Source organism: Paenibacillus aurantius, from assembly GCF_032268605.1.
Lineage (GTDB): Bacteria > Bacillota > Bacilli > Paenibacillales > NBRC-103111 > Paenibacillus_AO > Paenibacillus_AO aurantius.
Genome location: NZ_CP130318.1, coordinates 4,807,735 through 4,831,852, shown reverse-complemented (window position 1 = coordinate 4,831,852; position 24,118 = coordinate 4,807,735). Strand labels below are relative to the sequence as shown.

Sequence of the window (24,118 nt, the reverse complement as noted above, 5' to 3'; positions counted from 1 at the left end):
ACCTGCCAGACAGATCCGGATGAGTTGAACCATGGACGCATTCGAGAATACAGCAGGCAGCCAAGAACAAGGACCGGACAAGGATGGCCCCCCGTTTGGTAGAAACCCCTAACGTGGGGGTGCCGTCCAACAACCGGTCCTTTGTCATGGAGGCTCCAATTTTCCTGGAAAAGACCGATTTGCTTCAGTGGGAACCGTTTTGACTGCTCCCCTCGGGTGCCGAAAAAAATAGCGGAACGGAGGTGCGTTAATGCCCCTTTTTTCGATATTCCTCAAATAATAGAGGAATGCAGGTTCGCTATTTTTCGCGCCAACCATCTAAAGCGGCCTATCTTCGCCGCTCTGACGTATAATAGAGGAGTATAGTTCCTGTATCAAAACGTGAGAGCTCGAATTCTGACGAATAAGGTATCTCCGTTCCGCTAATTTTGGGGACTCCCCGGCTTCCCCGCGATTTCCACCGGATGTCTATGTCTAGGTGTCCAGAGGCGTTCAATGGGTAAGCGTCGGGTTCTAAGGTGTCCCACGGCGTCCGTTGGGTAACCGTTGGGTTCTCAGGTATCCCTGGGCGTTTCGTTATGTAATCGTCGGGTTCTAAGCTTTCCCGCGGCGTTTCGTCAGCTGGTGGTTCCCATCGGTCTTCCTGCCGATCCTGTTGAGGCTGCAGTCTCTCCTCCAGAGGAGAAGGGAGCCCACCGCGGCTAACCTTCCGCGATGGCGGTTCCACAGGGATTCAGTGCGATGGATGAGTAAAGGAAAAGGGAGGCCCGAGGGCCTCCCTTTTTCTGAACCGCGAATCTGATCCTGGACAGCCTTACACCGGAAGGCGCACGATCCGGAGGGTGTACGTGCTGCCGGCCCGGCCATCATCCTCGTTCACCGCGACTAGGATGGTGTTCAAGCCTGGTGCCAGGCTGACTTCGAACGGCTTCCCGCTAGCGGCTGCCGTCCCGTTGACCGTTAGGCTCGCCCGGCTGTCCGCTGCGACAGGGGTGATCTCCAGCCGGGATACGTCCTGGCGGACCGTTCCGGCATACGAGGTCTTTTCGGGCCGAAACGCCGGGACCAGCGAGGCCTCGCTCACCAGCAGGCTGGTGAGTTGGCCGGTGTCAGGGACCCGGCCCCCGGTATAGACCAGGTAGCGGAAGGTGCGCTCCGAGTCGTCTGCAGCCGTTACGGTCAGGTCCAGGATGCCCGCAGCCGTGGTGCTTCCAGCCAACGCGGTATATCGCTTGCCGGTAACCGAAGCTCCTTGGCTTACGACGGCATTCAGCTTATCCGGTTCAAACGTCTTCGGATGAACCGTAATCGTTCCGATCCCGAACCGTCCCGCTGTGTCGGCTAAGGGCACCTGGTTGTAGGACAGAGACTCGATGGCGGCGGCATTGCTCTTACCTGTCCCGGCGACCTCTACCCAGACCGGGTTAGAGAAAGCGAAGCCCGTGCCGGTTAACGGTCCGATGCCGGAGCTGTTCGGGTTCGATTTCTCGCTCATGACTTCCATCCGGTAAAATTCCTTGCCGCCTACCGGCAGGTTCAAGGTTCTGCTGTAGCGGCTGATGCCTTGGCCTGCCAGATTCTCATCCAGGACTACTTCGCGGCGCGAATAATCCGCCATATTGCCTGTGACGTAGTATTTGACGACCCGAACGCGGGTCAAAGCGGAATTGGGATCGTAAGCTTCGACCTGAACCGGGACCTTCCCGGCCTTTTCCAGCCTCAGCGTTCCACCCATCTCCACCCCGCCGACGCGAAAACGGAGATCGGGGCCGTTGGAGCCGTAATAGCCCCCGGTTTGGAGAAGCTCCAGCACGTTCCCTTCGGTCAGGCTTTTCATCCAGCCTTTGCTGTACGTGTCACCAACCTTGTCTTTCGTGTGACCGTCCGTGTTGGTGAGGCCATAATACTTGCCGTCCCCGCGGATGTTGATTTCGTCCCAGAAGCGGAAAGCGCGTTCGTTGACGTTGTTGTCGAGGGCATGCCACGTTCCGTTCCACACCTCGACACCGGTGAAGCCGGTCCATTCATAAGGCGTCTGGAAAGCATAGGTGCTCTCGAAGGGATGAGCGATGTACAAAAGACCGCCTTGGCCCGTCACCTCGTTGATGCTGTTCTGCCAGGTATAAGGAGTCCCGATATCGTACCGGGGAACATTATCGAGACCGTATACGAGTGCGTGGCCAACCGGGGTGGTGATCTCCGTACCCGACAAGCTGAGAAAACGTCCTCCGTAGCCCGCGGTTACGGCATCGGCGTCGGCCTGCTGGGAGTTCTTGTTATGCTCCTCGCTCCATACCCAAGAGAGCATCCGGCGGGTGTAAGCGCTGCCCGAGTTTTCCGCTACCGTATTAACTCCGTCGCTGTGCTTCGTATGGGAATGATTGTCTCCGGCATAATGACCCTGTCCTTGGACATCGAAGCTTACACTGGTAGCGAGCCGGAACTGGCGGGACGAAGCCGTGGCTTTGATTGCCGAGCGGCCCCCTTCAAGGGCGACGGCTTTGAACGTCAGCACCTTTTGCGTGTTCGCCTCGAGCTCGGGAAGAACGAAGGAGGATTCGCCCAACAGCTGGATGAGGGGAGGAGGGCTCACTTCAACCGCCACATCCCTTATCGGGCTGCCGGTGACATTCCGCATGGTAACCGTCAGGTCAAAAGGCGTATCCGCCGTCAGTCCGGAGGGAAGGGCGGCTTCCAACTCCGCATATTTCTTCATGACGAAAACGGCCGTTTGCCGGTCCCCACCCGCCACCGTCACGGAACGGGCTTCTACGGAGTAGGCGTCGTTAACCGGGGCTAGGGTATAGTCGCCTTTTGGCAGGTAGAGCTGGTACTTCCCATCAGGGGTCGTGGCGGCTCTCGCCCGGACGGCTCCGCTCCCGTCCTTAACGACCACTTCCGTTTGGGGCAGGGCTTTGCCGGCTTCATCCTTCACCGAGCCGGTCAGGCTGCCGTAATCTTTTGCCTCGGCATGGGTTTTGACGAAATTGGCCCATAACTCCGCATTGGCATAAGGCTGATCCGCCGGTCCGGCGACATGGGGAAGATGATACAGAACATAGCTGCGGCTCTGTCCGCTTGGAATCGACGCGTCGAACCAGGCTCCAGCAAAAATGCCTTCGTGAATAAGACTCTTCGGCTGCTGCTCTTCGGGCCAGATGATGGCATGAGCGGTTTTGCCCGTAAAAGTGTTGTTGACGCCGGTGAACAGGTAATTGTCCGTCCAGCCTTCCCGGATTGGGTTCTTCTCCTGGCTGTAGACCCAGTTTCGGCCCGGCAGGTACGTATGCTGCTCGCCCGGCTGGTCCGAGTCGATAATATAACCGAAGCTGCCGTTGAAATCGGCTCCCGTTCCATTGTTCAGCGTGATGTCCATGCGGATGAGAGGGGTTCCTTCCACGATCGAATAGCGGACGGAGGACTTCATTCTCTCGTTGCGGTCCCATTCTCCGGCCGCGGCTATCGTGTCCCCCTCCAGTTGGATGGATGGGAACTTCAGCTTATCCAGCGGATGAAACCACGACCACTCCATAGGCATGCCCGCCGCTTCGTCCTCGGGCGTTACCCCCAGGTTATCGCTCAGCACGAATTCCGAAAAATCGAGGTTCTCCTCCATCGTCAGCTTGGGGGCGGCGTCCATGATATGGCCCGGTGTCAAAGTTCCCCATTTGTTGTTGCCGGAGGCGTCGTTGCTCCAGTTAATCGGATCCTTGCCTGCCGTCCGGACCGTGCCTACCGTGAATTTGATGTCCGGGCTCTCCAGATAGTAATAGTCATTGGCGGGCCACCAGTCCCGGGATGTCCCTTCGTAAACATAGCCGGGATCTCCCTTCGTGACACCGGAGGTCACGGCTTTCGGAGGAGGCGGATCGAGGGTGAAATTCACCACCGTCTCCCTGTCCGGAGGCTCAGGCGGAAGGGCCTGTTCATACCTTTCCGTTCCATTGTTGGCTGTCAATCCATATACCGATCCGGTAACGGAATCCAGGCTGTAGCGGCCTCTGCTGTCTGTAGTGGCTTTCGCAACGGAGCCGCCGGAGGAAGAGGCCAGCTCCACTTCGATTCCGCCGGCAGGCTGGCCGGCGGAATCGGTCACGGTTCCGGACACCGTCCGAATGGACGTCACGTCCGTTCCGTTTCGAATCACCCCCGCCCAGAATTCCGAAGTCCGGTACGCTTCGTTAGCCGGACCCGGCTGATGGGGAAGATGGTACAGGATCAGCTCCTTGGTTCCTCCCGGAGCAAGGGCTACGGGAAACCACGCTCCGGTTATGTATCCTTCGGGAATAAGAGCGGAAGGCTTCTGGGCCTCGGGCCAGATGAGGGCATGGGCCGTATTCCCCGTGAACTTATCCTGGATTCCGTTGAAGATATAGTTCCGGTTCCAGCCGGAAGTAATGTACTCGCTGACTTGTCCGCCTCTCCAGCCCCAGCCGGGGACGTAGCTCTGCTGCTCGAGCGTCTCCTCCGGATCGATGACGTAAGCCAGGTTGCCGGTGAAGCTGGCCGTTCCCTCATTCTTCAGCTTCACCTTCATTTTAATAAGAGGGGAATTCTCCACAATCGAATAGGTCACCTGGGCCTTGATGCTGCCGTCCTTGTCCCAAGCTCCCTTGGCGGTAATGGTGCGGTCGCCGGGCTGAATGTCGGGCAGGCTCAGCTTCTCGGTCGGATACCACCAGGTTCGGCCCAAGCCCTTGCTCAGCACGAATTCCGTATAATCGAGGTTGTCCCGCATCGTCGTCTTCGGCACCGCATCCATGATATGGCCCGGCGTCAGCGACCCGGGCTTGTTGTTGCCGGAGGCGTTGTCGCCGTAATCGGACGTGCTGCCGGTCTCGAGCCTCGTGGTGCCGATGGTCAAGCTGACCTTGTCGTTCTCCATGGAATAATAAGGGGTCCCGCTGACCCAGTCCCTTGATGCGGGGGCATAGGTGTACCCCGGATCCCCGGTTCTTGCGGCTATCGTAACCGCCGAATCGGGGGGCTCCGGCTGTGCGGCCGCAAGGGACGTTTCCACCCTCGTCCCCAATGATAAGCTGGAATCCGGCCCTGCTGCTGCTTCCTCCGCCACTGCAACCGCACCCGCCCGCTGCCCGGGACCACCGGTCCATCCCCCGAGAAGCACAACGGCTGCGGCGGCTATCCGCCACCATCGTTTACCCATCGCTTTCCCTCCCTGCTCCTAGTCAGACAGGGTCCGTCAGACGATAGTTGGCCCTGTTGCTCTTATGATAAGCGAGGCGCTGGACGGGTAAAAGGATGCTTTGTTAACCTTCCGATAGCGTTTTGTTAACATGACCGGTCTTTTTGTAAGGGGAGAGGGATAATAAACGGGAGCCGATGGAGGGCTCCTGATTGTCCGCTTCCAGAAGGGAACACACCGGTTGGGGGACGAGCCTGCACGCCGGCGGGTTGACGTTAATTCCCATATACCGATAAAATAAATAGGTATAGACGGAAAGGGGAATGCAGCATGACGGCTAGACTGGTAAACAGCATAACCGAATTGATAGGGAATACGCCCGCTGTTAAAATAAACCGCCTGACGAGGGCAGGGGACGCAGAGGTTTATGTCAAGCTCGAATACTTCAATCCGAGCGGCAGCGTGAAGGACCGCGCCGCCTATAATCTCATTGCCCAGGCGGAGAAGGACGGAGTGCTTCAGCCGGGAGCTACGATCATTGAGCCGACCAGCGGCAACACGGGGATCGGACTTGCCATGAACGCCGCCGCCAAAGGCTACCGCGCGATTATGGTCATGCCCGACAACATGACCAAGGAACGAATTAATATTCTTAAAGCGTACGGGGCGGAGGTGGTCTTGACCCCTGCGGCCGAACGGATGCCGGGAGCCATCCGCAAGGCGAAGGAGCTGCAGGAGCAGATTCCGGGCAGCTTCATCCCTCAGCAGTTCGAGAACCACGCCAATCCGGATATCCACCGCGTGACGACCGCACTGGAAATCGTGGAGCAGACAGGCGGCCGGCTGGATGCGTTCGTGGCTTCCTCGGGAACCGGAGGAACGATTACCGGGACCGGCGAGGTGCTCCGGAAGAAAATCCCGGGCATCGAAATTCTCGTCGTGGAGCCGAAGGGCTCTCCGGTGCTGTCCGGCGGGCAGCCGGGTCCCCATAAGCTGGTGGGGACAAGCCCTGGCTTCGTTCCGCCCATTCTGAACACCGGTGTATACGACCGGATCGTTCAGGTGGCGGACGAGGACGCCATCCGGACGACCCGGGAACTGGCGGCCCGCGAAGGCATTCTCGTCGGCCCGTCGGCCGGAGCGACCGTTTGGGCCGCTCTGCAGGAGGCCCGCCGTCTCGGGGAAGGCAGGCGCGTGCTGTGCATTGCCCCCGATACCGGGGAGCGCTACCTCAGCATGGACATTTTTTAAGCTTTGCTCATAAGGAAATAGGGGGACAGTATCCGCCCCCCCTCCGCTCCAAAACCCTCAGGTACGTCCCTTTGGACGGACCCGGGGGTTTTTTTTTGCTTCTGATAAGCACATTGGATGAACGGCCCGTTGGACAGGTTGCCGTTAAATTGATTTGAATAATTATACACAATGCTGTATAATTATAATCATCAAATGAATCAAGCGGAGGGATAGCGATGAAAGTGGCGTTTCAGCTCGGCATGCCCGAGGCGCATATGCTGGAAGGGTTTTGGAAGACGGCGGGCCTTTCGGGGGAGACGGCTGTTCCCATCCGGGAAGGCGCGGGCCGTGTGGGGCTGCTGGATCAAGTGGTCGGGGTCTACGACCGTGACAGGCTGGTGGGCCTGGGAAGCCGCGTTGGCCTGGAGGCGGAGAATCCCTCCGCCTATGCCATCCTGCTCGATCCCGGCTACGAGAGCAAGGAAATCCGGGAGAATATTTGCAAGCTGCTTAAGCCAAGCGCAAGAGCCTCCGACATCAGCCGGATCTATACCCGGCAGCCGTCTGTCTAAATAAAGTTAGGAAGTGCTGTCTTAAGAGGAGAAGCCAGACCCTTGGCCGGCCTCCTGAATACCGGAAACGGCAGGCAGCCCCCATACGGGGAAGTTCCATCCCGCCGTTCGCAGATCACATACTCGATAACCGTCCCGCCTCAGGCGGGTTTTTTGCTGCTTGTGCCGGGTCTTTACCGCTTCGCATCTTTGCAGGATGCTTGTATTCGTTGTATAGTGGAATTATCGTGTTCTGCGATGCCAATCATCCCTTAGGAGGTTCTCCCATGAGTGAACTGAAGTTAAAAATCCTTGATCTGCTGAAGGAAGACGCCAGAAGAAGCGCGGAATTGATCGCGACGATGGTAGGCGCGGCCCAGGCGGAGGTGGAAGCGGCGATCGCGGAGCTGGAAGCGGACCATATCATTGTGAAGTATGCGACGGTGGTGAACTGGAGCAAGGTGGACGACAAGGTGACGGCGCTGATCGAGGTGCAGATTACCCCTGAGCGCGTGCACGGCTTCGACGCCATTGCCGAGCGCATTTATTTATATCCCGAAGTGAAATCGGTGTATCTGATGTCCGGTGCCTATGACCTGCTAGTTGAGATCGAAGGGCGTACCTTGAAGGAAGTCGCCTCTTTCGTCTCCAACAAGCTCTCCTCGATTGACCGGGTGCTTTCGACCAAGACCCATTTTATTCTCAAAAAATACAAGCAGGACGGCATCATCTTCGAAGAGCATGAAGAAGACCACCGCCTCCTGATTTCTCCGTAAGAGGTGGCGGCCATGATTAACCAGAAAACGATGCAGGATTACTTGTCGCCGCGGGTGCGCTCCATTCCCCCTTCGGGCATCCGCAAGTTTTTTGATTTGGTGAGCGGAAGCAAGGATGTCATTTCCCTCGGGGTGGGGGAACCGGATTTCGTCACGCCGTGGCACGTCCGCGAAGCTTGCGTTTATTCGCTGGAGCGGGGGCACACGCAGTATACGTCCAATGCGGGTCTTCCGGAGCTGCGGGAGGAAATCGGCGCTTATTTGAGCCGCAGCTTCCGCACCGACTACGATCCGGCTAACGAGATCCTGGTCACGGTCGGAGGCAGCGAAGCCATCGACCTGGCCCTGCGTGCCTTGATCGAGCCGGGCGATGAAATTCTCATTCCCGAGCCGTGCTATATCTCGTATTCCCCGATCGCCTCCATCGGAGGAGGCGTTCCGGTAGGCATCGAAACCTTCGCGAAAGATCAATTCAAGCTGACGGCCGAAGCGCTTAAGAGCAAGATCACGCCGAAATCGAAGATCCTCATTCTCTGCTACCCGAGCAACCCTACGGGCGGAATTATGACGTATGAGGACTGGCTGCCCATTGCCAAGCTGGTCGAAGAGAACGACCTGATCGTCATTTCCGACGAGATTTATGCCGAGCTGACTTATGGAAGCAAGCATGTCAGTTTTCCGTCGCTGCCGAAGATGAAGGACCGGACCATTCTGGTGAGCGGCTTCTCCAAGGCTTTTGCCATGACGGGTTGGAGAATGGGCTATGCGTGCGGGCACCGGGAGCTGATTTCGGCCATGCTCAAGATCCACCAATATACGGTAATGTGCGCACCTGTCATGGGCCAGATCGCGGCTCTGGAGGCTCTTAAGAACGGCATGGAAGAGAAGGACCGGATGATGGAGTCTTACAATCAGCGCCGCCGCCTGGTCGTGAAGGGCTTCCGGGAGATCGGACTGGATTGTCATGAGCCTCAAGGCGCATTTTATGCGTTCCCCTCCATCACGTCGACCGGGATGACTTCGGAGGAATTTGCCCAGGGGCTGCTGACCGAAGGCAAGGTGGCCGCCGTCCCCGGAAACGTATTCGGGCTGGGCGGAGAGGGCTTTATCCGGTGCTCCTACGCTACCTCGGTAGCCCAGCTGAATGAGGCGCTGGACCGGATCGGCAAATTCGTTTTGGCCCGGAAGGGTTGATAGCGCAAGGGACTTTTCTATCAATCTAGCAAAAAAAAGATTTCTTTTTATGTAAAATAATGTTATTGTATTATTAAGGTACTGTAAGGTTTACCCATTAGTCATTTTTTTACCTTTTAACTGAGGGAGGGATGGACGTGGCACTGGGGCACTTCGCTTTAGCTTCAACAGGCAAAAAGCTTATGCTTCGCGAGAAGGAATCGGGCAAGCGGTGGAAGTATCAGACGGCCAAGAACACCAGCCCTGCCGGCGGTTCCCTGGAAGAGGAAATCCGAATGCTGCGCATGCGGATGGAGCAGCTCTTCATCAAAGAACAGTCGTTAACGTCCCCCCCGGTTATCGAAGCCAGCTCCCTGCTGGACCTCAAAATAAACGAATATATGCTAATGATCAAGGGCCGCTGATGCGGCCCTTTTTTTCGGAGCGGTCATATTAGGAGGGAACTCGAAAAAAGCTGTCGGAATCGGGTGAATGGTCACGAAGGTTTCACTTCACTTTCGACCGATTTTTTTGCTATAGTGGAACAGACAAGAGAGCGAGAAAGGAACGGTTGGAGAGATGAAATGGAAGTGGCTGCTGTCCCTCGTCGTGCTGGTGGTTTTAGCGGGCTGCGGCGGAGGGCCCAAGAAGGATGTGTCGATCTTTATCCTGCCGTCGACCGGTCTGCCTCAGAATATAACCGAGAAGATGGAGACGGATCTGCAAGCGAAGGTGGGCGAAAGTCCTACCGTGGCTGTACACAGCTCGCCTATCTATAATGATGAGAAGCTGCTCGTGGAGATAGCGGCGGGCGATCACAGCCTTGTGATTCTGCCGAAGAAGAATTTTGAGGCCTTCGCCAGGCAGGGAAGCTTCGTGAGCCTGGACGATCTGTTTAAACCGGAGGATTATCCGAGCGGGGTGGTGGAAGCGCCGGTTGGCGACGAGAAGAACCCCAAGATGGAAAAGCATCTCTACGGCATTCCGCTCGGAGAGTCGAAATGGCTGAAGGACAGCGGCTACAAAGGAGAAGAGCTGTATGCCTTCGTGCATCCGCGGGCTCCGCAGATGGACAAGGCTAAGCAGGTTCTCCAAGTCCTTGCCTCCAAATAGGAAAACAGGGGAGCGGACCGGGCTCGGACGAAATTCCTTGTCAACCGCTTGGAATTGCCCTATAATCATGTGAGAGATTGGCAGCTTGATAGAATTGAATAGCCTTCTACCGATAGGTGCCCGCTGGCCGAATTCGTTCGCGCCCGGGTTAAAAGGGAAGCCGGTGCAAGTCCGGCACGGTCCCGCCACTGTAAATTGGGGAGCGCCTCATACGCCACTGTTCGTCCGACGAATGGGAAGGCGAGGCGGTCAGTCAACCCATAAGTCAGGAGACCTGCCTAACGGAAGTAGCTGACGAAATCCTTCGCGGAAAAGGATCCGGCTGATCGGGACGGTACCCCCCTGTGTGTGCCTATCACCCTGTATGCTGTACCCTCTGTCCGTTCTATAGGACAGGGGGTTTTTCGTTTGTGGCGTTCGAGAGGTCAAGCTCCATTCCGAAGCTACCTTAAAAGGAGAGAATGGAATTGGCAAAGACAGCGAAGTGGTTTAAGAGAATGGGAACGGGAGCGTTGGGACTGGTTCTGGCGGCCAGCCTGGCGGCTTGCGGATCAGGCAAGGAAGGAACGGGAGCGGCCACTTCAAGTACCCAGCCGACGGCGCAAAGCTCGGCCTCTCCGGGTGCATCAAGCCCGGCGGCTTCTCCGAAGACCGGCCAGACGGCTTACCCGCTGACGATCAAGGATGCGACCGGAACGGACGTCGTGTTCGAGAAAGCCCCGGAGAGGGTGACGACGCTGGTTCCGAGCGAAACCGAGATCGTATTTGCCATCGGAGCCGGGGATAAAATTGCGGGCGTCGACAAATTCAGCGATTATCCCGCCGAAGCTAAGAGCAAGCCGCAGATCGGCGACATGAACGCCAATCTGGAGGCGCTTCTCGCCACGAAGCCGGATCTCGTGCTCGCCTCAGCCTCCATGAACAAGAAGACGGTCGATCAGCTTCGGGAGCTGAAGATCAAAGTCTTCGCGAGTGATCCCAAGACGGTGGACGAGGTCATGGATAAGATCACGACGGTAGGCAAAATCATGAACATGGCCGACGGCGCCAAGAAGGTAACCGATAAGATGCGCGAGGAGAAGCAGAAGGTAACGGACGCCGTGAAGAACGCTCCGAAGAAGAAGGTTTACATGGAATTCTCTCCGGGCTGGACGGTAGGCAAGGGAGAATTCATGGATGAGCTTGTGTCGCTGGCGGGCGGAGACAACGTGGCCCATGAGCAGGCGGGCTGGAACAAGATCGACCCGGAGAAGATCATCAAATCGAATCCCGAGGTCATTCTGTACGCCAAAGGGGAGTCCGGCATGAGCTCCATTCTGGACGAGATCAAGAAGCGTCCGGGCTTTGAGGCGATCGATGCCATGAAGAACAACAAAGTCTATGCCATTGATTCGAACAAAGTGGCCCGCGTGGGCCCCCGGTTGACGGAAGCCCTGACCGACATGGCCAAGGCGATCCACCCGGATCTGGTCAAATAAATGAAACGGAAGCTGATTCTATACGGAGGAGGAGCCCTGCTGCTCCTTCTTTTTTCCATCGTGGTCAGCCTGTCGCTTGGAGCCGGGGCCGTGGCGCTGCCGGACGTCTGGCGGATTCTGCTCCATCATGTTCCCGGTTTGGGCGGGTTCGTAACCCCGGACTGGGCGCCGGCGGAGGAAGTTATCGTATGGAAGGTCCGCTTCTCCCGGGTCGTGCTGGCCATTCTCGTAGGGGCATCTCTCGCTCTCGCGGGAGCGGGCTTTCAAGGAGTGCTCCGCAATCCGCTGGCTGATCCCTACACGCTTGGGGTTGCCTCGGGGGCGTCGGTCGGAGCCGCCTTCCTTATTCTGTTCGGGCTGCAAATGGCTATCGGCGCGTTCACCGTACCGGCGGTTGCTTTCTTAACGGGGATTCTGACCTTGGCCGTGGTCTACCGGCTCGCGAGCCGGGAAGGGAAAGCCCAGACGGAAACCTTGATCCTGGCGGGGGTAGTGGTCCAGTCCTTTCTTGGGGCTTTCGTGTCGTTCATGGTTTCTCTATCCGAGAAGGTCATCAACGAGATTGTGTACTGGTTGATGGGAAGCTTGTCGATGAGGGGCTGGGATTACTCTCTCATTCTGACTCCGTATCTTCTCGTTGGCGCGGTGGTGCTGATCGGCTACGGGCGGTCTCTCAATTTGTTTGCGCTCGGCGAAAGGCAGGCTTCGCACATGGGAGTCCACGTGGAGCGGACGAAGCTGATCGTGCTGTCGGTCTCCACCCTGCTGACGGCGGCGGCCGTCTCCGTCTCCGGTGTCATCGGTTTCGTGGGATTGGTGGTTCCCCATCTCGTACGGCTCGTGGTCGGTCCGGATTACCGGCTGATCCTCCCCATTTCGGTTCTGACGGGCGGCATTTACGTGCTGTGGGCGGATACGATTGCGCGTCTGGCGCTCAGCCCAAAGGAGATTCCCCTTGGCGTGGTAACGGCTTTAATCGGGGCGCCGTTCTTTGCTTACTTACTGAACAAACGCAAGAAAGTGGGGAGGGGCTGAAGGCATGATCCAGGTGGAAGAGGCAAGCAAAGCGTACCAGGGCCAAGTCGTGCTTGACCGCGTAAACCTGCACGTGGAAGCCGGATGCTTCTACGGCATCATCGGCCCGAACGGCAGCGGCAAATCGACGCTTCTCAAGCTCATTTCCGGCGTGGAAAAGGCGGACGGCGGAAGCCTGCGGCTGGATGGCCGCGAACCGGGCGCCTACTCGCGCAAGGAGCTGGCCCGCTGGATGGCCGTGCTGCAGCAGGATGCGCCGGCTCCAGCCGGCTTTACGGTACGGGAGGTCATCGAAATGGGACGCTACCCTTACCAGAACTGGCTTGGCGAGGAGACCCGGGATGCGGCTCCGCTCATCGACCGGATTATGAGCCGGCTCGAGCTGGAGCCGTTCGCCGACCGGCCGGTGGAACATCTGAGCGGCGGGGAAAGGCAGCGGGTCGCGCTCGGCAAAACGATGGCCCAGGAGCCGCGGCTCCTGCTTTTGGATGAGCCGACGACCTTCCTCGACATCGGCCATCAAATCCAGATGATGAATTTCGTCCGCACCTGGCAGCAGGAGTGCGGCCTGACGGTCGTAGCCGTGCTGCACGACCTCAATCTGGCGGCCCAGTACTGCGAGCGGCTGCTCGTTCTTCACGAGGGAAGGATGGCGGGCACCGGATCGCCCGCGGAGATACTGACGGGCGAGCTCGTGGCCCGGGTGTACGGCACGGAGCCGATCGTGCTGCCGCATCCGGTCAGCGGAGTGCCGCAGATCCTGCTTCAGCCTTGAGCAAGCGGCTTGCCTGCCGCCATAACGTATTAGACGAGGAGAGATCAGCATGAAGCAGATAACCGAGACCATCCGCCGCATTAGACCGCTCGATCAAGAAGCGGTAGAAGCGGCGGAGAGGCATCTCGACCGCCTCACGAAGCCCCCGGGCAGCCTGGGCCGGCTCGAGGAGATCGCGAAGCAGGCCGCCGGCATAACCGGGGAGACGATTCCCGATCTTACGCGGAAGGCCGTCCTGGTCATGGCCGGCGATCATGGCGTGTGCGAGGAAGGAATCAGCGCCTTTCCGGCGGAGGTGACGCCGCAGATGGTGATGAACTTCCTGCAGGGAGGCGCTGCCGTGAATGTGCTGGCCCGGCAGGCCGGGGCCGACGTCATCTGCGTCGACATGGGCGTAAACGCCGAGCTGGCCCATCCCGGCCTCGTGTCGCGCAAGGTGCGGTACGGCACCGGCAACATCGCCAAAGGGCCGGCCATGACGCGGCAGGAAGCCGAGGCGGCGGTGCTGGCCGGCATCGCGCTGGTGGAGGAGTTCGCGGCCGAAGGCTGCCGCGTGTTCGCCACCGGCGAGATGGGCATCGGCAACACGACGCCGAGCGCCGCGCTCGCCGTCGCGCTGGCCGGGCTCGACGCCGAGGAGGCGGTCGGCCGCGGCACCGGCATCGACGAGGCCCGCCGGCTCCACAAGGTCGGCGTCGTGCGCCGGGCCATCGAGGCGAATGCGCCGGATGCGCTTGACCCGCTCGGCGTGCTGGCGAAGCTCGGCGGCCTGGAGATCGCGGGCCTCGCCGGCGTCATTCTCGGCGCTGCCGCGTGCCGCTGCCTCGTCGTCATCGACGGCTTCATCTCAACCGCCGCCGCGCTCGTCGCCGTTCGCCTTGCCCCGGAAAGCGCCGGGTTTCTCGTCGCTTCCCATCTATCGCAGGAGAAGGGGCATGCAGCGCTGCTCGAAGCGCTTCGCTTGAAGCCGGTCATCCAGCTTGACATGAGGCTTGGAGAAGGAACCGGCGCGGTGCTTGCGTTTCATTTTATCGATGCGGCGCTTAACGTGATGAAGGAAATGGCTACGTTTGAGAGCGCGGGAGTTTCCCGCGGGTAGACCGGGAGGGAACGGAATGCGGATCATGATAACCGGAGGAGCAAGGAGCGGCAAAAGCTCCTTCGCGGAGCAATATGCCGCCGCCCTGGGACAGGAGGGGGTGTACGTCGCCACCTCCCAGCTGTACGACGAGGAGATGAGGGAGCGGGCGGCCCTGCACCGGGAGCAGCGGGAAGCCTCCGGCTTCCGCTGGACCACAGTGGAGGAGCCTTACGATTTGGCCGGTGTGTTGAGCCGCTGGAGCCGTCCCGAGGCGGAGCCGCTTGCCACGTCAGCAGACGGCCATGCTCCGGCGAACCCGCCAAGCCGCCCGATGAGCCCGATTAGCCAGCCCGGCGGGCCCGATGAGGATCGCGCCAGCCGGCCCCCCGTTATTCTGGTGGACTGCCTGACCCTCTGGCTGTCCAACCAGATGCTTAAGGCGGGCGCCCCGGAGCCGGGCTGGGAGGACGCGGTCCGCCAGGAAACGGAGGGGCTGCTGGACGCCCTCTCCGCCTGCCGGGGGACGGTCCTCCTCGTGACCAACGAAGTCGGCGGCGGAATCGTCCCGGTCTACCCGCTCGGCCGGCGATTCCGGGATGAAGCGGGAAGGCTGAACCGGCAGGTGGCCGAGCGGTGCGACCAGGTGTTCCTGGTCACCGCGGGCATTCCGGTGGAGCTGAAGAGCCTTGCTTTCCGGCTCCCCGGTCCGGATGGGCCTACCGCCCGGTGAAGCCCCGGTCCTTCGGGCAGCTGACAAGCTGAACGGTGCCAACCAGGCGGTTCAAGTGCTTATCCGGTAACCGTACAACACTCACGGATAAAGCACCAGAGAGGAAGGAAGCGGAAAGTGCTGTTCTACACGTGGCAGGAAACGTTGGCGATGCTTATAGCCGCCATCTTGCTTGATCTGGTGATCGGGGACCCCCGCCGGCCGGTCCATCCGGTCATCCGCATCGGCGGCTTGATCCGGCGGCTGGAGGCCAGGCTGTATCCTTTGCCGCTGGCTGAGGAAAACGGCCCGGGCCATCATGGGCTTCCCGCTTCATCATCCGCCCCTATGCCCCAGGCCGTTCTAAGAAGGCGCGGGGTGCTGCTGACGCTGGTGACCTTGGCGGTATCTTTTCTGATTATGCTGGCGCTGCTGGCGGTCAGCCGCTGGGTGCACCCTTGGCTCGGGTATGCGGTGAATACCTGGTTCATCTCCACCACCATCGCCATCAAAGGCTTGAAGGACGCCGCCCTGCAGGTATACCGCCCGCTTACGGAAGGCAACCTGCCGGAAGCCCGCCGCTACACCGGCTACATTGTCGGCCGGGATACGGCCGGGCTGGAGGAGCCGGAGCTTACCCGCGCGGCGGTGGAGACGGTGGCGGAGAATACGGTGGACGCCGTGGTCTCCCCGCTTTTTTACGCCCTGCTGGGAGGGGCCCCCTTGGCCATGCTGTACCGGGCGGCCAATACGCTGGATTCGATGGTAGGCTACCGGAACGAGCGGTATGCCTACTTCGGCTGGGCCTCGGCCCGTCTGGACGACGGGCTGAACTGGCTACCGGCCCGCCTCACGGGGCTGCTGCTCATAGCGGCGGCGGCCTTATCGCCCGGTCTTTCCGGCCGGAGGGCGTTCCGCTCCATGATGGCCTTTGCTCACAAGCACCCGAGCCCGAACAGCGGCATCCCGGAATCGGCTGCCGCTGGAGCGATGGGCATCGAGCTCGGGGGACGCAACGTCTATGGAGGAACGGTGAGCGAACGGGCGCGGATGGGCTGGCCGCTGCGGCCTCTTCAGGCCGGAGATATCCAAACGACGGTGGGTCTTCTTTATAAGGCAAGCCTGGGACTAGGAGGAATCATGCTGTGCGTGCTCATACTGTTCGGGAGCAGTTGACCGGGGGCGTCCGGTCGTTGGCCGCCGCCTTCCAGTTTCTGACCCGCTTTCCGGTTCCTTATTCCTTCGAGTATACGGAACGGATCTTCCGGGGCAGCACCGTGTTCTACCCGATGGCCGGAGCGGCCATCGGGTTCGTGCTGTATGCGGGCGGCCTCTGGCTGCCGTCCGTCCTGCCGGGCCTTCCGGCCGCCGCGCTTCTGCTGGCCCTATGGGTGGCGCTCACGGGAGCGCTCCACCTCGACGGGCTGATGGACACGGCCGACGGCGTGCTGAGCGGCCGGCCCCGGGAGCAGATGCTGGACATTATGAAAGACAGCCGCGTAGGAGCGATGGGCGTCCTGGTCTGTGTGATCGCCATGCTCCTTAAATTTGCCCTGCTGGACAGCCTGCTCGGGCAGTGGGCAGCCGGCGGGAGCTTTCTGCTCTTTATTCCCGTTTGGAGCCGCTGGTTCATGACGGCCGCCATAGCCGGCTGGCCGTATGCCCGCCCGGGCCCCGGACTCGGCGCTTATTTTCGGGGAGTGGGGCCCCGGCATGCCGCCGGAGGCTGGCTCCTGGCCGGCTTCCTAACGGTCTCCGCCGCCCTTCTAACCGGCTCGTCCTGGACGGGAGCCGTCGGGCTCTTCGGCACCTTCACGATCGGGACGGCCGCCGCCGGCTGGGCGGGGGCCGCGTACTTGAACCGGAAGCTGGGCGGCCTCACGGGGGACACGTACGGAGCTTTAAATGAAGGAATCGAGCTGATCGGGCTCTTGGCTGTCATCATTTGGCTTAAGATCGGTTAAATAAGAGAGGAGGACATCTTATGCTGGAGCGCTACGGACATGGAGGAGATCTCCTTACCGCGGAGGAAACGTTCGGACGGGAGGCGGATACGTTTTTGGATTTCAGCTCGAATATGAATCCATTTGGCCCCCCCGAAGCGGTGAAAGTCTGCTGCTCCCGGTTTGCGGAGCAAATTCACCGCTACCCGGACCCGGCGGTCCGCAGGCTGAGGCGAAAGCTCTCGGACCTGCACCGCATTCCGGAGGAAAGCCTGCTGGTCGGCAATGGGGCGGCCGAGCTGATCGAGCTCGCCGTCCGTGTCCTCCAGCCGGAAAGGACGGCGCTTGCCCGGCCCTCCTTCTCGGAATATGAGGAGGCGGTAGAGAAAGCGGGGGGGCGCCTCCTCGAGCTCCCCCTGCGGGCGGATCGGGGATTCGTTCTGAGCCGTGAGGAAGCGGAGGCGGCCTTGCCTCATGCCGACGTTTTTTTCTTCGGGCATCCCAACAACCCGACAGGCCGTCTGCTCGATCCGGGCGTCATCCGGAGCTTACTGGACGGGGGCGCCACGGTCATCCTGGATGAAGCCTTTATCGATTTTCATCCGCGGCAGGAGGAGCTGACCTGGATCCGGGAAGCGGCGGAGTCCCGGAACCTCCTCGTCATCCGTTCGATGACGAAATTTTATGCCATTCCGGGCATCCGGCTCGGCTATATCGCTGCCCATCCGGATCGGATAACCGCCATGAAGCGCCTGCAGGTGCAGTGGAGCGTCAACGGGCTCGCCCAGGACATCGGAGAGGCGGTGCTTGAGGACCGGGAGTACGCCAGCAGAACCCTCGCCTGGCTGGCCGAGGAGCGCCCGCGGTTTATCCGCCGGCTGGAGGAAACCGGCCTCTCGGTCATCCCGAGCGATACCAATTTTGTGCTCTTTTCCCTCGGGCGGGGGCCGGGATGGCCGGACATTAAAGAGCTGCAAGGCCGTTTAGGGAAGGAAGGGATTCTCATCCGGGATGCCTCGCTGTTCCCAGGGCTGGACCGTTCTTACGGCCGTCTGGCCGTGAGGCGCAAGGAAGACAATGACCGGCTGGCCGACGCGCTGCAGCGCTGTCTATTACACTGACTATCCGGAAAGGAGATAGGCTTATGGCCCAACAACCGTACCACCCGGATTTGGCTCCGGCACCGGCCCGGACGCTCATGCTGCAAGGAACCGCCTCCGATGTGGGCAAAAGCCTCCTGACCGCCGCCCTGTGCCGCATCTTCATGCAGGACGGGCGGCGGGTGGCGCCTTTTAAATCGCAGAACATGTCCCTTAACTCTTATGTGACCCCGGACGGGAAGGAAATCGGACGCGCCCAGGGGATGCAGGCCGATGCGTGCCGCATTCCGGCGACGACGAACATGAATCCCATCCTCCTGAAGCCGAGCCGGGATATGGAAGCGCAGGTGGTCGTGCACGGCAAGCCGTTTCGCACCCTCGATGCCCGGACCTACCGCGAAAGCTATCTTCCGAAGGCGGAGCAAATCGTCAAGGAAGCCCTGCATCAGCTGAGAAGCGAATACGAGCTGGTTGTGCTCGAAGGGGCGGGCAGCCCGGCGGAGGTAAACCTGAAAGACCGCGATATCGTGAACATGCGGCTCGCCGGCTGGGCGGATGCTCCCGTACTGCTGGTCGCGGATATCGACCGGGGCGGGGTGTTCGCCTCCCTGGTCGGGACGATGGAGATTCTAACTCCCGAAGAAAGGGACCGGGTGGCGGGCTTCATCATCAACAAATTCCGCGGAGACGTTTCTCTTCTTCAGCCGGGCCTAGACTGGCTCGAGGAACGGACGGGCAAACCTGTGCTCGGCGTCATCCCTTTTCTTCCCAACCTGGCCCTGGAAGACGAAGATTCCGCTTCCCTTGACGCGATCCGAAGCCGCGGACGCAGCGGCCGGAAGGGAGACCCGGCCTTGGAGCTTGCCGTGATCCGGCTGCCGAGAATTTCGAACTTCACGGACTTCGACCCGCTCTGGGAGGAAGAGGACGTCCAGGTCCGATACATAAGCCGGGCAGAGGAATTCGGTTCGCCGGATGCCGTTCTGCTGCCCGGCAGCAAGAATACGGCCGAGGACCTCCGGTTTCTGAGGGAATCGGGTCTTGAGGAAGAGCTGCGCCGCTATGTGGCCGACGGGGGACGGCTCACCGGCCTATGCGGCGGATACCAGATGATGGGCACACGGCTGGTCGATACCGACTTCGTCGAATCGGAACACCGGGAAACCGAGGGACTCGGCTATTTTCCGATGGAGACCCATTTTGCCCTGGAGAAGAGAACCGAACGGGTCGTGGGCTTCGCCGAATGCTGGGACAGCGAGGCGGCTCTTCCAGTGGAAGGCTACGAGATTCATATGGGGGTTTCCCGGTTTATGGAAGCGGTGGAGCATCCTTTTATGATCCGCAACGAGCGCAACGGGGTGCTGCAGGATGATTTCTACCCCGAGGGGGCGATAACGCCTGACGGCAAGCTGTGGGGAACCTACATCCACGGCATTCTGCACAATGACGAATTCCGCCGCTGCTGGCTGAACGGCATCCGGGAGGAGAAGGGCTGGGTGCGCCGGGAGGGCACGCTGTTCTTCCGGCACCGCCGCGAATCGGCCTTCGACCGTCTGGCGGACCATGTCCGCGCGCACTTGGATATGCAAAGAATCTATGAGATGATAGGAACGACGAAACCAGAGGCAAGGAGAATGCCCTTATGAAAATCTATACGAGAACCGGAGACGCCGGTCAGACGGGAGTCATCGGCGGCCGCGTGGATAAAGACGATGCCCGGGTCGAGGCTTACGGTACCGTGGACGAGCTTAACTGCTTTGTGGGTCAGGCCATGAGCTTCCTGAACGGAGAAAGAGATAAGGACCTGCTCGCGGATCTGCTTCAGGTGCAGCACGAGCTGTTTGACTGCGGGCATGACCTGGCCATTCACAAGCCGGGCATCCGCGAGTTCAAGGTGACGGCGGACATGGCCGTCAACCTGGAGACGTGGATTGACAAGTACGACGCGGAAACCCCCGACTTGACGCGGTTCATTCTACCGGGAGGAAGCGCCGCCTCCGCCGCTCTGCATGTGTGCCGGACGGTATGCCGCCGTGCCGAGCGCCGGGTCGTGACGCTGGCCCGGTCCCAGGAGATCAACGAAGAGGTGCGCAAGTACTTAAATCGTTTGTCCGATCTGTTCTTCACCGTCGCCCGAACCGCCAATCACCGGGAAGGGATCCCGGATGTGGAGTACGTGCGCAGTGCCGAGGTATTCCGCAACCGCAAATGAGCTACTACGATCCGCTGGTTTATGTGGTCCCTCCCGAAGAGGAGGGAATGCTTCTGAAGACGATTCTCCAGAATCGTCTTCAGGTTTCCCGCAAGCTGCTTTCCCGTCTCAAGCTGACGGAGGAGGGCATAACGGTCAACGGCCGCCGGGAGTACATCAGCATCAAGGTCCGGGCCGGCGACCGGGTGGAGGTAAGGATGGCGCAGGAGGAGTCCGACGATATTCTTCCCGAGAAGCTTCCGCTCGCCATTCTCCACGAGGATGCCCATGTTCTCGTCGTCAACAAGCCGGCGGGGATGATCGTGCATCCTACCCACGGGCATTACACGGGAACGCTCGCTAATGCCGTCGTCCACCATTGGAAAGAGTTGGGGGAAACCGTCCGGTTTCGTCCCGTCCACCGGCTCGATCAGGAGACGTCGGGCGTACTCTGCATTGCCAAAAATCCGTACGTCCATCAGAACATCTCCGAGCAGATGAAGGCCAACCAGGTCAAAAAAGAATACCTCGCCCTCGTCTACGGCCTTATGAAAAAGGACGAGGGGACGGTGGACGCGCCGATTGACCGGAATCCGGAAGCCCCTCACATCCGCATCGTAACGCCGGCCGGCTACCGGGCGGTCACCCATTACCGGACGGAGCGGAGGTATGCGGGGGCTTCCTTGGTCCGTTTGTGGCTGGAGACCGGCCGGACGCATCAGATCCGCGTGCACATGAAGCATATCGGGCACGCGCTGCTCGGTGACAAAATGTATCTTCCGGGACCGGCCCTGGACAAGAGGGACCGTCGGGGAGCTTGCTCGGGCGAAGCCGCGGGGGGCGAGGCGTCCCAAGCGGGGCTCTCGGAAGCCTTCCCGGCACAGCGGGCCGGCTTGGCCGTCCCGGCAAGCCTGCCGGAGCTGCCTCTGGCGCGGCAGGCGCTGCACGCCGCCAAGCTGGGCTTCTATCACCCGGGCACCCGCCAATGGGTGGAATATGAAGCGCCCCTGCCCGAAGACATGACGGAAACGATCCGCCTCTTGGAGCGGCAAACATAGAATTAGGGGGAAGAAATCACCATGGGGCTGACCTTGTATGGATATGCCAAATGCGGCACGTGCCGCGAGGCCAAAAAGGAGCTGGAAGCGAAGGGGTACGACGTTCATTTCCACGATATCGTGGAAAGCCCGCCTCCGGTTGAAGAAATCCGCCGGCTGGTGGAGACGAGCGGCCTTCCGCTCTCGAAGTTTTTCAATGTTTCCGGCGAGGTTTACCGGGAATGGAAGCTGAAGGACCGGCTTCCCGGGATGAACGAGGAGGAGAAGCTGGAGCTCCTCGCCTCGAACGGCAAGCTGATCAAGCGCCCGATCGTTACGGACGGCAAGCGGGTGACCGTCGGCTTCAAGAAGCCCGACTTCGGGCAAGCCTGGGCCCCATGAAGCCTTCCGGCGCAGCCGGCCGCAAGGGCCCTTGGTGGATCGTGGGCGCCGCAGGCGCCTTCTTTCTGACGAAGCTTAAAGCGCTGTTCCCTCTTCTTAAGATGGGATCCGTCGGCGGAGCCGTTCTTACGATGCTCGTCTCCGTCTGGGCCTACGCCCTGGTCGCCCCGCTGGAGCTTGCGGTCGGGGTCGTAATTCTCGTGCTCGTTCACGAGATGGGGCATGTGGCGGCAGCCCGGATCAAGAAGCTGCCTACGTCGGCGCCTATTTTCATCCCTCTCGTAGGCGCGATCGTGAACATGAAGCGCCATCCCCGGGACGCGGCGACCGAGGCGTATATCGCCCTTGGGGGACCACTCCTCGGGTCCGCCGGTGCCGCCTTGGTTTTCCTGCTTGGGGAGAAGACGGGAAGTCCTCTGCTTCTGGCGGTGGCCTACATCGGCTTTCTGTTTAACCTGGTTAACCTGCTTCCCGTTTTTCCACTGGACGGAGGCAAAATTACAGGCGCTCTCAGCCGAAAGCTGTGGCCGGCGGGCCTGCTGCTCAGCCTGCTGCTGATCGTGCTTTTCCGCTGGTACTGGTTTCTAGCCCCTTGGGGATGGCTGGCCTGGGACTGGTACAGCAAGTGGCGGGCTTCTAAAGGGAACAGGCCGATCCGTTCCACTTGGGCGACCTTTGAGGTGCCGGTTCCCGAAGGAGCTTCATTCGCGCCGGGAAGCGAGGAGGGGGCTTCCGGACGTCCGCTGAACTACACGACCTATTCCGAGCTGGACGGCAAGCAGAAGGTGTACCTGCAGTGGGCGGAGGTCGGCTTGAAAGGACGGATGGCTCTTCCCGGACAGGGGCTGATCGCCGGCGTTCAAATTGTCCGAATGGACCGGCTCCGGAAATTCACCGGCTTGTATCGGGTTATCCGCTGCCGGGTGGATTATACGGAATACGAGAACGATGAGTATTACACCATTCCGGCCCGTTCCCGGCGGGGGATCTCGATCCTCTACGCCCTGTTGGTCCTATGTCTGGCTTTGCTGGTCTATACCTCTTCGCGGCAAGGGCTGTCCGGGTAGAGTTCCATAAATGAACATTCTTATCAACACGGGGGAAGCAAACATGAAGATTCAAGCATCGTCCCGCCTTCAACGCATGGGATCGGCCATTTTTTCCGAGGTGGCCGAGTGGAAGGAGGAGGCGCGCCGGAGGGGAAAGGACCTCATCGATCTGGGCATCGGAAGCCCGGATCGTCCGCCCTCTCCCGTGATTCTGGAGGCTATAAGCCGGGCCGTCGCCAACCCCTCCCATTACGCCTATCCATCCTCGGAAGGAACCCCTGCTTTTCGCGGGGCGGTAGCCCGCTGGTACAAGCACCGGTTCGGCGTGGAGCTTGATCCGGACCGTGAGGTGCTCGCCTTGATGGGCTCCCAGGATGGGCTGGCCCATCTGGCGCTCGCTCTCACCGATCCGGGGGACCTCGCGCTCGTTCCCGATCCCGGCTATCCGATCTACGCCGCCGGGCTGGTGCTCGCCGGGGTAGAGGCCTATCCGATGCCTCTTACTGCCGGCAACGGCTTCCTGCCCGATCTGACGGCCATCCCGGAAGACATCGCCAAGCGGGCGAAGTTCATGCTGTTGAACTTTCCCAGCAACCCGATGGCGTCCACCGCCGATGAAGGCTTCCTCCGGGAAGCCGTCGAATTTGCGAAGCAGCACGACCTGCTGCTGGTGCATGATTTTGCCTATTCGGAAATGGCGTTTGACGGCTACCGTCCGGTCAGCATTCTGCAGATTCCGGGAGCGAAGGAAACGGCCGTGGAGTTTCACTCCTTGTCGAAGAGCTTTAACATGGCCGGCTGCCGGATTGCCTTTCTGGTCGGCCATGAAGAAGCGGTGGGGGCGCTGCGCACCTTGAAGGCCAACATCGACTACGGGGTTTTCCTCGCCGTCCAGGAAGCCGGAACAGCAGCTCTGGAGGAGGACATCCGGAACCCGAACTCAACGGGCGACCTGTATGAGAGGCGCAGGGATGTCTTCCTGGGAGCGCTGGAGCGGTTCGGCTGGAACGTTCCCAAACCGAAAGCCACAATGTTTCTATGGGCGCCCATTCCGCAGGGGTGGACGTCTCGACAAATTTCCCGGGAAATTTTGCTAGAAACGGGAGTCGTGGTTATACCTGGTGACGCCTTCGGACGTCAGGGGGAAGGGTATGTGCGTATCGCGCTGGTCCAGGAGGAGGACCGCCTGGTGGAAGCGGCGGAACGGATCGGACGCTTCCTGAAGCAAGCGGGTGTACGCTGAAGGAACCGCCCAAGAGAATGGCCAAAAGGACTTCGGAAGCCGACACGGGTAAGTGTCGGAGCCGGAGTCCTTTTTTTATTGAT

General features: G+C 60.2%; 21 protein-coding genes and 1 riboswitch. Of the genes, 20 read left to right on the top strand and 1 reads right to left on the bottom strand.

The features are described from left to right. Positions 1–814: 814 nt before the first annotated feature. On the bottom strand, positions 815–5,167 hold the full coding sequence (locus MJA45_RS21855; protein WP_315604016.1) for a CehA/McbA family metallohydrolase: 4,353 nt from the start codon (positions 5,165–5,167) through the stop codon (positions 815–817). 309 nt (positions 5,168–5,476) lie between these two features. On the opposite strand from MJA45_RS21855, the gene cysK reads away from it, so the two are divergent. From cysK to MJA45_RS21755, 20 genes are all read left to right on the top strand, one after another. Then, a complete protein-coding gene (cysK, locus tag MJA45_RS21850) occupies positions 5,477–6,397 on the top strand; it encodes a cysteine synthase A (protein WP_315604015.1) in 921 nt (306 codons plus the stop codon). A 218-nt stretch (positions 6,398–6,615) separates the two neighbouring features. After that, the gene (locus tag MJA45_RS21845) at positions 6,616–6,951 is read left to right on the top strand and encodes a hypothetical protein (protein WP_315604014.1); all 336 of its coding nucleotides are present in this window, start codon (positions 6,616–6,618) and stop codon (positions 6,949–6,951) included. A gap of 266 nt (positions 6,952–7,217) precedes the next feature. After that, the gene (locus tag MJA45_RS21840; protein ID WP_315604013.1) at positions 7,218–7,706 is read left to right on the top strand and encodes an Lrp/AsnC family transcriptional regulator; all 489 of its coding nucleotides are present in this window, start codon (positions 7,218–7,220) and stop codon (positions 7,704–7,706) included. A 12-nt stretch (positions 7,707–7,718) separates the two neighbouring features. Then, positions 7,719–8,900 carry an aminotransferase class I/II-fold pyridoxal phosphate-dependent enzyme gene (locus MJA45_RS21835; RefSeq protein ID WP_315604012.1) on the top strand — a complete coding sequence of 394 codons (1,182 nt, stop codon included), beginning with the start codon at positions 7,719–7,721 and terminating at the stop codon, positions 8,898–8,900. 137 nt (positions 8,901–9,037) lie between these two features. Next, on the top strand, positions 9,038–9,304 hold the full coding sequence (locus MJA45_RS21830; protein ID WP_315604011.1) for an aspartyl-phosphate phosphatase Spo0E family protein: 267 nt from the start codon (positions 9,038–9,040) through the stop codon (positions 9,302–9,304). Positions 9,305–9,458: 154 nt separating this feature from the next. Further along, positions 9,459–9,992 (top strand): hypothetical protein, encoded by a 534-nt coding sequence (locus MJA45_RS21825; RefSeq protein WP_315604010.1) that lies wholly within the window; start codon positions 9,459–9,461, stop codon positions 9,990–9,992. Between the two features lie 97 nt (positions 9,993–10,089). After that, positions 10,090–10,288: riboswitch (cobalamin riboswitch) on the top strand. Positions 10,289–10,459: 171 nt separating this feature from the next. Continuing rightward, complete coding sequence (locus MJA45_RS21820; RefSeq protein WP_315604009.1) at positions 10,460–11,470, top strand: ABC transporter substrate-binding protein; 1,011 nt, start codon at positions 10,460–10,462, stop codon at positions 11,468–11,470. Further along, positions 11,471–12,505, top strand: a complete 1,035-nt coding sequence (locus MJA45_RS21815) for a FecCD family ABC transporter permease (protein WP_315604008.1) — start codon at positions 11,471–11,473, stop codon at positions 12,503–12,505. A gap of 4 nt (positions 12,506–12,509) precedes the next feature. Further along, positions 12,510–13,280, top strand: coding sequence for an ABC transporter ATP-binding protein (locus MJA45_RS21810; protein ID WP_315604007.1), 771 nt, complete (start codon positions 12,510–12,512; stop codon positions 13,278–13,280). 49 nt (positions 13,281–13,329) lie between these two features. Beyond that, positions 13,330–14,379: a nicotinate-nucleotide--dimethylbenzimidazole phosphoribosyltransferase gene (gene cobT / locus MJA45_RS21805; RefSeq protein WP_315604006.1), complete on the top strand. Its 1,050-nt coding sequence runs from the start codon at positions 13,330–13,332 to the stop codon at positions 14,377–14,379. A gap of 16 nt (positions 14,380–14,395) precedes the next feature. Continuing rightward, positions 14,396–15,091 carry a bifunctional adenosylcobinamide kinase/adenosylcobinamide-phosphate guanylyltransferase gene (locus MJA45_RS21800; RefSeq protein ID WP_315604005.1) on the top strand — a complete coding sequence of 232 codons (696 nt, stop codon included), beginning with the start codon at positions 14,396–14,398 and terminating at the stop codon, positions 15,089–15,091. Positions 15,092–15,208: 117 nt separating this feature from the next. Next, positions 15,209–16,246, top strand: a complete 1,038-nt coding sequence (cbiB, locus tag MJA45_RS21795) for an adenosylcobinamide-phosphate synthase CbiB (RefSeq protein WP_315604004.1) — start codon at positions 15,209–15,211, stop codon at positions 16,244–16,246. Then, on the top strand, positions 16,216–17,034 hold the full coding sequence (gene cobS, locus MJA45_RS21790; RefSeq protein ID WP_315604003.1) for an adenosylcobinamide-GDP ribazoletransferase: 819 nt from the start codon (positions 16,216–16,218) through the stop codon (positions 17,032–17,034). The genes cbiB and cobS overlap by 31 nt, the downstream gene beginning before the upstream one ends. A 20-nt stretch (positions 17,035–17,054) precedes the next feature. After that, positions 17,055–18,134: a threonine-phosphate decarboxylase CobD gene (gene cobD, locus MJA45_RS21785; RefSeq protein ID WP_315604002.1), complete on the top strand. Its 1,080-nt coding sequence runs from the start codon at positions 17,055–17,057 to the stop codon at positions 18,132–18,134. Positions 18,135–18,157: 23 nt separating this feature from the next. Then, a complete protein-coding gene (locus MJA45_RS21780) occupies positions 18,158–19,759 on the top strand; it encodes a cobyric acid synthase (protein ID WP_315604001.1) in 1,602 nt (533 codons plus the stop codon). Beyond that, on the top strand, positions 19,756–20,325 hold the full coding sequence (locus tag MJA45_RS21775; protein ID WP_315604000.1) for a cob(I)yrinic acid a,c-diamide adenosyltransferase: 570 nt from the start codon (positions 19,756–19,758) through the stop codon (positions 20,323–20,325). The genes MJA45_RS21780 and MJA45_RS21775 overlap by 4 nt, the downstream gene beginning before the upstream one ends. Further along, on the top strand, positions 20,322–21,362 hold the full coding sequence (locus tag MJA45_RS21770) for an RluA family pseudouridine synthase (RefSeq protein WP_315603999.1): 1,041 nt from the start codon (positions 20,322–20,324) through the stop codon (positions 21,360–21,362). The genes MJA45_RS21775 and MJA45_RS21770 overlap by 4 nt, the downstream gene beginning before the upstream one ends. Before the next feature lie 21 nt (positions 21,363–21,383). Further along, a complete protein-coding gene (locus MJA45_RS21765) occupies positions 21,384–21,743 on the top strand; it encodes an arsenate reductase family protein (RefSeq protein ID WP_315603998.1) in 360 nt (119 codons plus the stop codon). Then, complete coding sequence (locus tag MJA45_RS21760; RefSeq protein ID WP_315603997.1) at positions 21,740–22,810, top strand: site-2 protease family protein; 1,071 nt, start codon at positions 21,740–21,742, stop codon at positions 22,808–22,810. Before MJA45_RS21765 ends, MJA45_RS21760 begins: the two co-directional genes overlap by 4 nt. Before the next feature lie 43 nt (positions 22,811–22,853). Beyond that, positions 22,854–24,035: an aminotransferase class I/II-fold pyridoxal phosphate-dependent enzyme gene (locus tag MJA45_RS21755; protein WP_315603996.1), complete on the top strand. Its 1,182-nt coding sequence runs from the start codon at positions 22,854–22,856 to the stop codon at positions 24,033–24,035. Positions 24,036–24,118: the final 83 nt, after the last annotated feature.

Coding starts and splice junctions, on each gene's coding strand:
- MJA45_RS21770 (WP_315603999.1), top strand. CDS start 20,322: ATGAGCTACTACGATCCGCTGGTTTATGTGGTCCCTCCCGAAGAGGAG.
- cysK (WP_315604015.1), top strand. CDS start 5,477: ATGACGGCTAGACTGGTAAACAGCATAACCGAATTGATAGGGAATACG.
- MJA45_RS21840 (WP_315604013.1), top strand. CDS start 7,218: ATGAGTGAACTGAAGTTAAAAATCCTTGATCTGCTGAAGGAAGACGCC.
- MJA45_RS21835 (WP_315604012.1), top strand. CDS start 7,719: ATGATTAACCAGAAAACGATGCAGGATTACTTGTCGCCGCGGGTGCGC.
- MJA45_RS21815 (WP_315604008.1), top strand. CDS start 11,471: ATGAAACGGAAGCTGATTCTATACGGAGGAGGAGCCCTGCTGCTCCTT.
- MJA45_RS21775 (WP_315604000.1), top strand. CDS start 19,756: ATGAAAATCTATACGAGAACCGGAGACGCCGGTCAGACGGGAGTCATC.
- MJA45_RS21765 (WP_315603998.1), top strand. CDS start 21,384: ATGGGGCTGACCTTGTATGGATATGCCAAATGCGGCACGTGCCGCGAG.
- cobT (WP_315604006.1), top strand. CDS start 13,330: ATGAAGCAGATAACCGAGACCATCCGCCGCATTAGACCGCTCGATCAA.
- MJA45_RS21845 (WP_315604014.1), top strand. CDS start 6,616: ATGAAAGTGGCGTTTCAGCTCGGCATGCCCGAGGCGCATATGCTGGAA.
- MJA45_RS21800 (WP_315604005.1), top strand. CDS start 14,396: ATGCGGATCATGATAACCGGAGGAGCAAGGAGCGGCAAAAGCTCCTTC.
- MJA45_RS21755 (WP_315603996.1), top strand. CDS start 22,854: ATGAAGATTCAAGCATCGTCCCGCCTTCAACGCATGGGATCGGCCATT.
- MJA45_RS21855 (WP_315604016.1), bottom strand. CDS start 5,167: ATGGGTAAACGATGGTGGCGGATAGCCGCCGCAGCCGTTGTGCTTCTC.
- MJA45_RS21810 (WP_315604007.1), top strand. CDS start 12,510: ATGATCCAGGTGGAAGAGGCAAGCAAAGCGTACCAGGGCCAAGTCGTG.
- MJA45_RS21760 (WP_315603997.1), top strand. CDS start 21,740: ATGAAGCCTTCCGGCGCAGCCGGCCGCAAGGGCCCTTGGTGGATCGTG.
- cobD (WP_315604002.1), top strand. CDS start 17,055: ATGCTGGAGCGCTACGGACATGGAGGAGATCTCCTTACCGCGGAGGAA.
- MJA45_RS21780 (WP_315604001.1), top strand. CDS start 18,158: ATGGCCCAACAACCGTACCACCCGGATTTGGCTCCGGCACCGGCCCGG.
- MJA45_RS21825 (WP_315604010.1), top strand. CDS start 9,459: ATGAAATGGAAGTGGCTGCTGTCCCTCGTCGTGCTGGTGGTTTTAGCG.